We start from the raw sequence: 12,662 nt of genomic DNA on the forward strand, positions 1-12,662 counted from the left end.
ACGGAGATTGCTCACATGACCACCAGAGCCGACGACGAATCCGGAACAGGCACTGGCGCCCCGCCACCGACTTCACTCACCCGAGTCGATGCCGATGAGCTCGGTCCGCGCCGGGTGGGTGGGCGCTACCACGACTTCTACTGGGATGAGGACTACACGGTGCTCGCCATCGCTGACCATCCGGTGTGGCGGTGGGTCGTCACCGTCGAATGGCACCCCCGCGACACCACCAGGAACACCGGACAGTTCACCTGGCACAGCACCGCCTGGGACCCCCGCGACCAGGTGGTGCGCGACCCCAGCGACGCCGACGCCGCCGCGGCCGCCGCCCGCCACGACGAGATCTGTGATCGTCTGCCCTAAACGGTGGCCCTCGTCGCCGCCGTGCCCGAACCCGCCCGACCGCCACACCACTGCCGAACCGATCAGGGAGACCTTCACCTCATGACCGACTCCGACGCCATCACCCGCGCTTTCGCCACCCATCGGGCCCTGGTGGAGCAGCTGCGTGAGCGCGCCACCGCCGCGTTCTACGGCCCGATCGACGCCCGCCCGGCCGCGTCGGCGGCCGTCCTGACCGCCGCCGGTGAGCTCACCGGCGGCGATACGTCCGCCCAGCAGCAGCTCCACGATTCCGTGCTGGCCTGGGGGATGCGGCAGCTGCCCTTGCACCTCGAACTCGCGCTGACCGGTCCCGTCGCCGCGCCGCTACGCGAGGCCGCCACCGCGATCGCCACCGGATCCGAATCCGCCACGGCCGCACGCGCACTCGCCCGCGAGCGGGCCGCGGAGTTCGCCGCCGAACCCGGCCCCACCCGCGACGGTCTCGACGCCGACGCGCTCTACACCGGCGCGCTGGGCCTGGCCCGCCGACAGCGCCTCACCGACCGCGCCTACCCGCACCATCTGGAACTCATCCACTATGCCGCCGCCGCGGTCGACCGCACCCGCGACAACCGCTGGCTGGCGATGGTGCTGCGCTCGGGCAACGGCTGGATGCTGATCGACCACCTCCCCACCAGCGCCGACCACCCCGGCGGGCACACCTTCCACCTCGATCTCACCGGCTGCCAGGACCACGTGGTACGCGACTGGGACGACACCCGCGACCGGGTCCTGGGCCCGCGTATCGCGGCAGGACAGAACCTCGAGCAGATCACCGACCCGCGCATGCGGTACCTGATCGCGGCCACCGGCGACACCCGAGAGGGGATCTACCTGGTACCCGGGGATTTCACCAGCGAGGTACACCAGGCCTGCACCCGCGAAGCCCGCGACGCGGACCTGAACCCGGTGTTGCACGTCCACTCCCACCGCAGCACCTTCCACACCGCAGGCGTGATCTGGCACCAGCTGCCCACCACCCACCCCGGCCGCCACGACCAACAGCACTGAGATGAAGGTGAAACATCATGCGCGCGAGTCAGATTCGACGGATGCACGAGACACGGATTCGACAGGGGCGACGGCGGTTCGTTCACGGCCAGTCCCGATTCGGCGAGCCCCGCAAGATCACGGTGGAGGTGCCCCGCCTCGGCCGGCACCGGGTGATCACCGGCCGCGATGGCATGCGCTGGCTGGTGGTGCGTTCCTGGTACGGCCCGGTGGCGCACCGGGTGCCCGTGGTCGGCTACTGGTGAGCCGCCGAGGCTCGGCTGGCTGACCGGTTTCCCGCTTTTATTTTTCGAAAGGACTCGACGTGATCGACGTGACCACCAGCCAGGACGAGAACGGCAACTGCGTCGTCATCGCTCGCTCCGCACTGGCCGAGGGCCGGATCCACCTGCGCGCCGACGGCATCATGGCCCTGAGCGGGGACTTCGCCGACCCGATGCCGACCTGCCTGGTCGATCTGCTGCTCATCGCGCTGGAGAAGACACGGGTGACCGCACCGCCGAGGCCCGTCCTCGCCGCCGGCGCGACGTTCACCGCCCGCATCGTCACCGACGACTCCCTCGACCCCGACGACAGCCCGGCCCAGATCGCCGACATCGTGATCACCGCCGACGGCCACACTGGGCCGCCAGTCGCCACGTACACGCTGCACTCCAACCCGCTGGACCGCTTCGGCGTCGACCCCGCCGAGGTCCTCGAACAGCACGGCTGGCGGATGACCGGTCTCAGCCAGCTCGACATCGACAGCTACCTCGTCGTGCGCGTGGAACGCGCCTGATCCCCCATTTCCCCTGGAAGGAGAAGTCATGTCCACCCCTGACGAGTTCCACCGCCTCACCGACGCCGAGTTGCGCAGCATCGCCGAGACGCCCGGAACCTGGTCTCGACCACTCGCCCAAGAGGTGATCGCCCTGCGTGCTCGGGTCACCGAGCTGGAAGCATCGGCGCGGCGGTTGCCCGTCGGTTTCATCGTCGCAGAACGCTATCGCGATGGGGGTTGGATGATCGCCTACGACGGTGCGCCGTGGCCCGATCGGGCCTCTGCCCGCAACGACTTACCGGCCTTGCCAGGCGATTGGCGAGTGTTGACCGTCTACGACGAAACCGGCGCCCGCCGGGTCGCGGCGCTGCACGCCGCCGCGCTCGAGGAATCACTCGGTCGAGCATGGGACGCGGGCAACGCGGCAGGCCTCGATGGCTGGATCGGCCCCGGCCGCGGCGAACAGGTCGACGAGGAAGCGCTGCGGTACCGCGAACGCGACATCGACACTGTGATGCGGGAGGCACTCGACGATGCGGGAGTTCCTTCGCAGAAGTGATGGACGCCGACGATATCTCGAAGAAAAAGTTCCACCACACGATGTGAGAGGAGGCCGTGATGCGGATGCAGATGCGGGAACCGCAATGGCGCTTCGACGGCACCGGCGCTGACGGTGACTACGAGCGGATGAAGACCGATCGCAGCTGGGCGCCACCCGGGGGCACCTCGAGCGATGAGCACTTCCAGGTCGCGAGCGAACTGTCGGCCGCGTTCCGCGCCGAGCTGGCGGCCGCGATACCCGCGGTGGCGTTCCTGGCGAACCGCCCAGGCGACCTGGCGCCCCGGCCACCGCAAGCCAGCAGCACCTCCACGCTGTGGCAGGCCGACGGGGGCGGGGTGTTCAAGGTCCACGTCGGTGTCGAGCACCGCCCCGCATGGCCGATCGGTGACCACCGCACTCATCTGGCCATCGAGCACTATCCCGATGCCGACAGCCTGCAGGGCTGCCTGGCCCTGGACTCCTGGTTGTACGGGCTGGTCGCCCGCGACGCGGTCCAGCTGGCCGCCATGACGCTCGCGATCATCGAGCACCACCGGTGCGCGACAACGACGGCGTGAGCCGGCTGCGGCGCCGGCGTAGGCGAGGCCTCGAGACTGAGGTCTCGCGCTGAGCGGTGCTCCGGTCCTCGGCTGGAACGCTATGGCGCGCAACAGATGTGAATCGTGCGGCGGGGCCGGGAACCTGAACGTTATGCGACATAGTTTCGCGAAAATCTATGAAACTATGTCGCGTAAGGCTAGGCTGGAAGTAGCCCGCCCGACCTCCCTCAAGCCTGACCGGAGCACGCGATGACCACCATCAACCTCCTGCCGACGCTTTCGCCGCAGACCCGGCTGATCCTCACCGCGCTCGCCGCCCTGATCGGCGGGTTCCTCGCCTACACCCTCGCCAGCTACTGGGGTCTGGGCTGGCGGGTATGGACCGCCCGCGGCCGCGACCGCCGCCGCCACGAACGCCTGGCCGCCCATGTGCGCCGCACCTGGCCGCACCTGGCAAGAAACAGCAAGCTGTCGGTCAAGATCATCGAAGCGACCCTGGTCGAGACGCTGCTCGGTCGCCGCTTCCGGATTCCCCGCATCGTCGCCACCCACGCCGACCCCTGGGGCGTCACCGTCGTCCTGGACCCGCCACCCGGAATCAGCGAGAGGAAGTTCACCACCCTGCTCCTGCCGAGCCTGGCCCGCGCCTGGAATGTCCCGCAGGTGCTGTTCGAACGCACGCAGGACGGCTACTGGGAGCTGCGCCTGCAGGTGAGCATCCCCGCCGCGCTCGACCCGGCCGATATCGACCCCGACCCGACCCGTGCCTGGTGTGGCACCGACACCTTCGCGCGCCCCGTCGAAATCGACTTCGCCACCACCCCCGGCCTGCGCGTCCACGGCCGCACCGGCTCCGGCCGCACCACCTTCGTCCGCAATCTGCTCACTCACCTGGCCCCCCACCCCGATCTCGAGTTCTTCGTCCTCGACGGCTCGACGCCCGACCCCCGCACCGGCGGATACCGGAGTCTGGCCGACCGCTGCACCAAGCTGGTCGGTGACGACCTGGCCGCCGCCAACAAACTGCTCACCGGCCTGGCCGCACAGCGCCGTCAGCGCGCGGCCGCCATCGGCTACCCCCAGATCGGACTGGGGACCCCCGACTACTGGGAGCAAGGCCCCACCGTCGACTGGCCGATGTGGATCGTCGTCATCGACGGCTACTCCACCTTCCTCGCCCCCGCCCAGGGCCGCAGCGCCGCCGCTCGCGCCCGCACCGCACTGGCACGGGAGAACAGAGACGCGGTCCTCGATCTGCTCATCAACGGCCCCCGGGTCGGCATCGCAGTCGTGCTCACCACCGGCGAGACCCTGCCCAAAGACCTGCGTGATCACCTGACCGTGACGATCTCCCTCGCCTGCGACCCCGAGCAGGTCACCAACGCGCTCGGCGCCAAGATCCGCAGCCACCCCGCCGCCAACCCCGCCGGATTCCGCCACATCGACATGGCCACCATGACGACCCCCGCAGGCGGCTACATCCAACTCCGGGTGCCCCTCACCCCCGCCCCCGAACTGGCCCCCTCGGCAGGGTCCGACCCCGCCGACCCTCCCGACCCCACCGACCCCGGCGGCCCCACCGACCCCGCGGGGGACGCCGGGGTCGGTGGGGCCGAGTCCAGCCGCCCCTCCGCCGACCCCACCACTGCGACCCCCCTCGCCCTCCCCGCCGCCCCTCCGCATTGAGCCGACGTACCTCCCGGGGTCGAGCGGGCCGCCAGGGGTCGACCCTCGGATAGCTGGCCCGACCCCGGCCCCGACCCCCGAGCATTCCCAGGGACGACCCCCACCGACCCGGCCCCGACCCCCGAGCGGCCGACCCCGACCCCCGAGCGGCCGACCCCGGCCCCCTCGACCCCGGAGGGGGCCGCATTCCCGATAGTCCGACCGGAAATGGTGCAAAAGGTGTGTAGGGCTGGTGGAGTTCGGCCCTCGAGGGAGGGGAGCAGGGCCAGTGGCTGGCATTCGGTTGGCGCCGCCGAAGAGAACGAAGGACGGGGATGAGGGCCGCAGCGTACGAAAACGCCAACACGGAGAGAACGACGTCGAATGAACCAACTTCCACGAAGACCTGGCGCGAGGCCATCGCCCGCGGACCCACACAACCACCGGAACCGCCCTGCGCACGGCCCTGCCCGGTCCGCGCCACCGGCCCCAACCGTCACCCCGCCGCCGCCAGGGTCGACGGGGTCGGCCCTCGTCGACCCCCGTCCGTACCCCGGGGCCGACGGGGTGGCCCCCGGGGTACGTCGCCACGTCCTGGGTGTCGGCCCCCGGAGGTGACCGCCACGAACCCCCGACCCCCGCGAGGCGGTTGCGATCGACCCCGCATCGACCCCATCCGACCCCGGTCGAAATGGTGCAAAAGGTGTGTGGGGCTCGCGGATTCGCCAGGAGGAACGGCGAGAGATGGGGGGATCTGCTGCGCTGGCGACCGCGCGGAAGTGGGGTCGAAAAGCCTGACCGCGCATCAAAGAGTGCTAGAACGCTAGAATGCGAGCATGCTAGCGCAATCGTCTTTTCGTCCTGCCCGACACCCGATAGTCCACCCCTCATGAAGCCGTCCCCGCAGCCACCGCGTTCGTAGCGCGCCGACACCACCCCACACCAATGAACCCCAAAAGCATCGGCATCGAACACGTCGCCATCGTCGGCATCGCCTGCATCCCCGTCGCGTTCTGGCTGTTCTTCATCCACCCCCTCTGGCAGTTCTTCCACGGCGCTGTCGTCGTGGCCATCCTCGCCGGCGCTATCGCCTTGGCCGTTCAGGTCGTTCTCCACCGCAAGAAGACCGCCCGCCGCACCCTGGCCCGGCAGGAGGCCGAGCAGGCCGAGCGAGACGCCATCTGGGAACGAGACTCGGCCACCATCACCGACCAGGTCGCACGCTGCGCCGCCGATCTCCTGCACAACCCGATCCAGGCCGCCGACATCTGGGGCGAACTCGGCCTCGGCGAACCCGGCAACCACCCCACCCTCGACACCGAAACCTGCTCCAGCGGAGTCGAAGAAACCAGCTACGGCAGCCGGGTCTACCTGCTCATGCCCAGCAACTTCGCCAATCCCGCCGCCTACGTCAGCAAACTCCCCGAACTCGCCAACCACCTCGGCGTCGACGTCGTGCGCATCGTCCGCGTCACCGGCCGCCTCCTCGTACTCGACCTCGTCACCCGCGACCCCCTCACCACCCCGCAATGGCAGCAATGGCTGCAACCCTTCCCCGAACGCCTGCACACCGGGCTGGGCCGGATCGCCGAGACCTGGAGCGCCTGCGAACTGTGGACGCGGCTCGGGCTGGGCAGAGAACCCAACCACCGCACCGGCGACCCCGGCTCCTGGCCCACCGTGCTGCCCGGAGAACACAACGGCATACCCGACTCCGGTGTGTGGACGGTCCCTGTCGGCGCCTGCGTGCGCCTGACGATCCCCGACAACTGCTCGGCCAACGACTTCGCCAGCAAAGCCGACAAGATCGCCCCCGCCCTCGACGTCCCCGCGGTACGGGTGAAGTCCCGCGACGGAAACCAACTCATCTTGGAACTGCGCGTGGTCGACCCGATCGCCGTGCTGGCCTGGTGCCCGCTGATCTCGGTCCACGAGGTGCTCGACGCCGACGGGTCGGTGACCACCCGATACCGGCCCGTCGTGGCACCCAACTCGCTGAGCTGCCACGACGACTTCGACCTGGCCGTCAGCGACCAAGGCGAGATGGTCACCTTCAACCTCTCCAAGCACGGACACATCGTCATCGGCGGCCGCACCCGATCCGGCAAGTCGATCCTGCTCAACAACCTCGTCGCCCGGGCCATGCTGATGCGCGACACCAAGGTGCTGATGATCGACCCCAACGGCGCCGCCACCCCGCCCTGGTACCGCTTGCTGCACCGGGTGTGCGAGGAAAACGACGGCGACGCCGCCTGCGAAATCCTCCTGGACGTGCTCGACGAGATCGAGCGCCGCAAGCGAATCTTCCACCAAAAGAAAATCGACAAGATCACCGACTTCTCCGAGGACCTGCCGCTGTGGGTGCTCGCCATCGACGAGGCCGCCCTGTTCCGCAAGCACTCACGGTTCGGCGACCTGCTGGGCAAAGTGGCCGCCATCGCCCTCAAATACGGCATCGTCTTGATCGTTTCCCTGCAGAAGGTCTCCGAGGACAACCTGCCCACCGCCGTACGCTCCCAGCTGACCAACAGGGTCAGCCACGCCGTGAACGACGCCCAGGACTTCCGGGTCCTGCTCCCCACTGCCCCCGCCGTCTACGCCGAGGAAGTCCTCAAACTGTCCGTCCCCCAGGGCGTGGCGATCGGTCTGCTGGCCAGCCAATCCGACTTCGTCCGGATGCGCGGGTTGTTCCTGCCCACCCAGGCCTGCTTCGACATCGCCGACGCGATCCTGGCCGTCCGCAAACCCGAACGCGACCTGCCCTACCAAGACGACGAGGACACCGACACCGCTGAAACCCCCGCAACCTCCTCCAAGCCCACCAGCACGCCGCCCAAACCCCGCACCGCGCCGGCATCCGCACCACGCGAACGGGCCAGCGAACAGCACGCCAGCGGCAACATCTTGCTGCTCGACGACTTCCGCGGCGTCCGCTACTGCCTTGCACCGGACTGCAACAACCCGGTCCCCCAAGCCCACACCGGCCGTCCCGGGAAGTTCTGCTCGCCGAGATGCCGCCAGATCCACCACCGCCACAAGAACCGCAAACAACCGACCGAGGACTGACTGACGCGAGCGCTCGAAGCCATTACCAGCAAATATGTTTCGTAGCGTTGCGTGACGTTCCGTTGGCACTTTCGTTCGAGGGGAAAAAGCGGGCACCACATGAGGAGAATCGGTGCTCCCTCACGCGGTGCCGCCGAGCCCTACTCGACCACCGCGCTCACGTGACCGACCACCCCGACAGCGGCGCCATCAGTGGCCAACTGCCACCACCCGACACCCACCCCAGGAAGCGTTGGGCCAGATCATCCTCGGTCTCGGTGGCCATGCTTCGGCCCTGCAGCAGCTCGCCCGCACCAGGCGCGCATCGGGCACGAGATGTGTGAGCGGTTCCTCTCCCGCCTCGGATCGGCCGACGACAACCGCGACGCCGCACAGCTGATGATGGCCCGACTGCCAGGCCGAGCGGGATATCGAGCAGCACACCGAAGCTCTGCGGCCCTGGAGCGCTGGTCACCGTTCATCGAAAGCGGCCCCGCACGTAGGCCAGCAAACACACGAAATAGGTCCGCCCTTGAATCACTATGGGGTCGAGCCTATTTCGTGTGTGTATGGGACGTTTGGGCGCTCCTATGCGGCCTGTTGATCGAGCGCAGCGGCTCCGGAGTCGGTCAGCCGGACCGGGGTGGACGCGCCTTCGGCGACCTCCTTTGTCTGCGGATCGGAGAACGACCAGCCCACGAGTCCCGCGTCGAAGGCGTCCCGAACGAACTTGGTCTGGGCTTTCGACAGATCCTGATCGGTGTTGCGGAACCGAAGCCCCGCCCCGAGTTCCCCGTCGGGGCCGCGCGCACTCAGCACTGAGACGCGATCGGCGCGGATATCCTCGAGCAGCCGGTACTGATCGCGCTTGAATTGCCGCGCGGTGCCCTTCGAATCGGCTACGGCCTCACCGCCATGTTCCCCCGCCTCGACCTTCACGGGCTGCTCGGCCCGTGCGCTGTAGGCCCGCAGACCCGCCTCGGTGATCTTCACCGGCGCGAAACCCTCGCGGTTGGCCCTACCGAAGGCGATGAACTTGTGCCGCAACAACGATTCCAAGGTCTTGACCACGCCGTCGCCCACGCGCTTTCCCCCGATGTACCAGTCGAACTCCTCCGCCTCGGCGTCGATCACCACAACCGTCACCGACAGGCGACCGCGGGCCTCGGGATGCAGATCCCCGAGCATGGACAGCTGCGCCGGGGTCAGCCGCACCCGGGCAGGCCGCCTACCCGCGCCAGGAGCGTGCTGTACCGCGGTGTACCTCTCCAACTGCTTCGCCAGCGCCTTCTCAGCACCCTGGGCCTCGAAACGGTCCTGCTCGGCCTGCTTGATCCGCCGCTCGGCCTCGGCCAAGCTGGCGCGCAGCTGCGCCACCTCCGATTCCGCAGCCGTGCAACGAGACTCGAGGTCGGCAAGCCGCTTCGCCACCGCCGCATCGGTCTCTTCGAAACCTTCGAGAGCAACGGTGGCCTGCCGCGAGGCCTGCCCCACCGCCGCCGCCATCGCCGCCAGAGCAGCCCGCATCGGCGCCAACGGATCATCGCCGCCGACGGGCACAGGCGCCGACTCCGGCACGGCGAGCTCCGCCGCTAACTCCACCGACGCCGCCGCTACCGCCGTCTCGCGATCCAGCCGCACCCGCCGCGCCGCAGGCGGGGGGAAGCGCGTGGGTGACGGCGTGGCCGCCGCAACGGTCTTCTCCACGGGACTTTCCGCAGGGGCCGCCACAGGCTCAACCACCTCGACGGCATCATCAGCTATCTCGGAGATATCAGCATTTTCAGGCGCGCCGATATCCGACACGTCATCACCTGCATTTTCGGACGTGCCCAGAGCATCATAGCCTGAGTCTTCGGTGCTCTCAGCAACAACACCCGCGCGGGCGTTCGACAGCTCTTCCCAGGCGTTGCTCACCAGCTTGTCTCGCCAGCGGTCCGAATTCTTCGCCTTGTGCGGGTCACCGTCATAGGTTGGCTGAGGGCCGTGGGTTTGAAGCTGTTTCACCTCGCACCCGCACAGCTGCGGCACGAGCACCACTTCCCCCTTCGGCAGCGGCGCATCGGCCCCGTAGGAGCTCCACAACTTCTTGTTCGCCCACTCCAGTTCCTGCGCCGGCCGTGTCGTGATCGGCGGCCACAGGCCCACGGTGCCGCAGACCGAGCACGCCACCTTGTCCAGCTTCACCCGCGGATCCTCGTCCCCGTGCTGCCGCGCCTCGATCGCCAACACGTCGATCCGATGCTCAGACCGGCAGGCCATGCACGGCACCGGGTATGCCGCCGCCGCGATGGACCCCAGCGTGTCCCCCGCTTGTGCCCGCTGCACGGTCAGCGACAGCGGCCAGCGGCAGAAGGACACCACCTCCTCACCGGGACCCGAGGCCGCTGCCGCCGCGTCGCTGACCACCTGTCCGGCAGTCACCTGCACCGGCAATCCACCGCCGTACTCTTCTCCTCATCAACGGACTATTGTGCTTCTCTCCTCAAATACCGTGAGCACCTCCTCACCTGAGCCGAGGAAAATGGAGAAAGCCGAGGAGAATAGGCTGATAGCTGAGGATAATGGGTGTAGACTGAGGAGTACGCAGCAGCAGCCAGAAGGACCGGAGCCGCCGAGCGCAGAAACCCCCAGGTCAGCGGTGACTGACGAGCGCCCCGAGAGGTAGGCTCACCATGACCCCGACGCTCACTCATCCCTCATGTCCCACTCCACGCTGAGGAGCTTGCTACGCCCGAGCCGTTTGCAAACGGCTCGAGCGTAACGAAACTCCTCAGCGTGAGGAGTAAGGGACATGAGGATGATGGGGTGAGGGCTTTCGGTCGGGGGGTCATGGTGAGGAACCTACCCTCTCGGGGGCGCTTTCGTCAATTACCCCCGCTGACCTGGGGGTTTTCTGCGCTTTCGGCGGCTTTCCGGTCCTTCTGGGCTGCTTGGCTGCTGTTCATACTCCTCAGTCTACACCCATTATCCTCAGCTATCAACCTATTCTCCTCAGCTTTCTCCATTTTTCCTCGGCTCAGGTATTGAGGAGAGAGGTGCTTTCACGGTATATTTAGAGGAGAGAGAGAAACACAATAGTCCGTTGATGAGGAGAAAGGAGTACGGCGGTGGATTTGCCAGTGCAGGTGGACTTGCCGGATTGGGTGGTCGAAGCGGTACGGCTCGGAGCGACGCGGAAAGGCGGGCCTCGGGTCCCGGTGGGGGAGGTGGTGTCCTTCTGCCGCTGGCCGCTGTCGCTGACCGTGCAGCGGGCACAAGCGGGGGACACGCTGGGGTCCATCGCGGCGGCGGCATACCCGGTGCCGTGCATGGCCTGCCGGTCTGAGCATCGGATCGACGTGTTGGCGATCGAGGCGCGGCAGCACGGGGACGAGGATCCGCGGGTGAAGCTGGACAAGGTGGCGTGCTCGGTCTGCGGCACCGTGGGCCTGTGGCCGCCGATCACGACACGGCCGGCGCAGGAACTGGAGTGGGCGAACAAGAAGTTGTGGAGCTCCTACGGGGCCGATGCGCCGCTGCCGAAGGGGGAAGTGGTGCTCGTGCCGCAGCTGTGCGGGTGCGAGGTGAAACAGCTTCAAACCCACGGCCCTCAGCCAACCTATGACGGTGACCCGCACAAGGCGAAGAATTCGGACCGCTGGCGAGACAAGCTGGTGAGCAACGCCTGGGAAGAGCTGTCGAACGCCCGCGCGGGTGTTGTTGCTGAGAGCACCGAAGACTCAGGCTATGATGCTCTGGGCACGTCCGAAAATGCAGGTGATGACGTGTCGGATATCGGCGCGCCTGAAAATGCTGATATCTCCGAGATAGCTGATGATGCCGTCGAGGTGGTTGAGCCTGTGGCGGCCCCTGCGGAAAGTCCCGTGGAGAAGACCGTTGCGGCGGCCACGCCGTCACCCACGCGCTTCCCCCCGCCTGCGGCGCGGCGGGTGCGGCTGGATCGCGAGACGGCGGTAGCGGCGGCGTCGGTGGAGTTAGCGGCGGAGCTCGCCGTGCCGGAGTCGGCGCCTGTGCCCGTCGGCGGCGATGATCCGTTGGCGCCGATGCGGGCTGCTCTGGCGGCGATGGCGGCGGCGGTGGGGCAGGCCTCGCGGCAGGCCACCGTTGCTCTCGAAGGTTTCGAAGAGACCGATGCGGCGGTGGCGAAGCGGCTTGCCGACCTCGAGTCTCGTTGCACGGCTGCGGAATCGGAGGTGGCGCAGCTGCGCGCCAGCTTGGCCGAGGCCGAGCGGCGGATCAAGCAGGCCGAGCAGGACCGTTTCGAGGCCCAGGGTGCTGAGAAGGCGCTGGCGAAGCAGTTGGAGAGGTACACCGCGGTACAGCACGCTCCTGGCGCGGGTAGGCGGCCTGCCCGGGTGCGGCTGACCCCGGCGCAGCTGTCCATGCTCGGGGATCTGCATCCCGAGGCCCGCGGTCGCCTGTCGGTGACGGTTGTGGTGATCGACGCCGAGGCGGAGGAGTTCGACTGGTACATCGGGGGAAAGCGCGTGGGCGACGGCGTGGTCAAGACCTTGGAATCGTTGTTGCGGCACAAGTTCATCGCCTTCGGTAGGGCCAACCGCGAGGGTTTCGCGCCGGTGAAGATCTCGCCGACTACGCAGCCGAGCGGCTACCGGCGAACCGGCGTGCCCTTCGAGGCACCAGGTGGCGCGATCGAATACCGGCCTGGCACCGCGAGGATATCCGCGCCGAT

At 68.1% G+C, this 12,662-nt stretch carries 10 protein-coding genes; 9 read left to right on the top strand and 1 reads right to left on the bottom strand.

The window, feature by feature from the left end:
• The first annotated feature begins 15 nt into the window (after nucleotides 1-15).
• The 8 genes from ACQP2U_RS43750 to ACQP2U_RS43785 all read left to right on the top strand — a co-directional run bounded on the left by ACQP2U_RS43750 (nucleotide 16) and on the right by ACQP2U_RS43785 (nucleotide 7,987).
• Complete coding sequence (locus ACQP2U_RS43750; protein ID WP_433716874.1) at nucleotides 16-363, top strand: hypothetical protein; 348 nt, start codon at nucleotides 16-18, stop codon at nucleotides 361-363.
• 81 nt (nucleotides 364-444) lie between these two features.
• Entirely contained in the window at nucleotides 445-1,395 is a 951-nt protein-coding gene (locus ACQP2U_RS43755; protein ID WP_433716872.1) for a hypothetical protein, read from the top strand.
• A gap of 41 nt (nucleotides 1,396-1,436) precedes the next feature.
• Nucleotides 1,437-1,640, top strand: a complete 204-nt coding sequence (locus tag ACQP2U_RS43760) for a hypothetical protein (protein WP_433716870.1) — start codon at nucleotides 1,437-1,439, stop codon at nucleotides 1,638-1,640.
• A gap of 59 nt (nucleotides 1,641-1,699) precedes the next feature.
• The gene (locus ACQP2U_RS43765; protein ID WP_433716868.1) at nucleotides 1,700-2,173 is read left to right on the top strand and encodes a hypothetical protein; all 474 of its coding nucleotides are present in this window, start codon (nucleotides 1,700-1,702) and stop codon (nucleotides 2,171-2,173) included.
• 28 nt (nucleotides 2,174-2,201) lie between these two features.
• A complete protein-coding gene (locus tag ACQP2U_RS43770) occupies nucleotides 2,202-2,714 on the top strand; it encodes a hypothetical protein (protein WP_433716866.1) in 513 nt (170 codons plus the stop codon).
• A gap of 59 nt (nucleotides 2,715-2,773) precedes the next feature.
• Nucleotides 2,774-3,274: a hypothetical protein gene (locus ACQP2U_RS43775; protein WP_433716864.1), complete on the top strand. Its 501-nt coding sequence runs from the start codon at nucleotides 2,774-2,776 to the stop codon at nucleotides 3,272-3,274.
• A 231-nt stretch (nucleotides 3,275-3,505) separates the two neighbouring features.
• Nucleotides 3,506-4,942 (top strand): FtsK/SpoIIIE domain-containing protein, encoded by a 1,437-nt coding sequence (locus ACQP2U_RS43780; RefSeq protein WP_433716862.1) that lies wholly within the window; start codon nucleotides 3,506-3,508, stop codon nucleotides 4,940-4,942.
• A 924-nt stretch (nucleotides 4,943-5,866) separates the two neighbouring features.
• The gene (locus ACQP2U_RS43785) at nucleotides 5,867-7,987 is read left to right on the top strand and encodes an FtsK/SpoIIIE domain-containing protein (RefSeq protein WP_433716860.1); all 2,121 of its coding nucleotides are present in this window, start codon (nucleotides 5,867-5,869) and stop codon (nucleotides 7,985-7,987) included.
• Between the two features lie 567 nt (nucleotides 7,988-8,554).
• On the opposite strand, the gene ACQP2U_RS43790 is transcribed toward ACQP2U_RS43785, so the two are convergent.
• The gene (locus ACQP2U_RS43790) at nucleotides 8,555-10,195 is read right to left on the bottom strand and encodes a hypothetical protein (RefSeq protein ID WP_433716858.1); all 1,641 of its coding nucleotides are present in this window, start codon (nucleotides 10,193-10,195) and stop codon (nucleotides 8,555-8,557) included.
• Between the two features lie 881 nt (nucleotides 10,196-11,076).
• On the opposite strand from ACQP2U_RS43790, the gene ACQP2U_RS43795 reads away from it, so the two are divergent.
• On the top strand, nucleotides 11,077-12,662 hold a 1,586-nt coding region (locus tag ACQP2U_RS43795; RefSeq protein WP_433717411.1), incomplete at its 3' end, for a hypothetical protein.

The sequence above is a fragment of the Nocardia sp. CA-084685 genome, assembly GCF_050955785.1.
Classification (GTDB): domain Bacteria; phylum Actinomycetota; class Actinomycetes; order Mycobacteriales; family Mycobacteriaceae; genus Nocardia.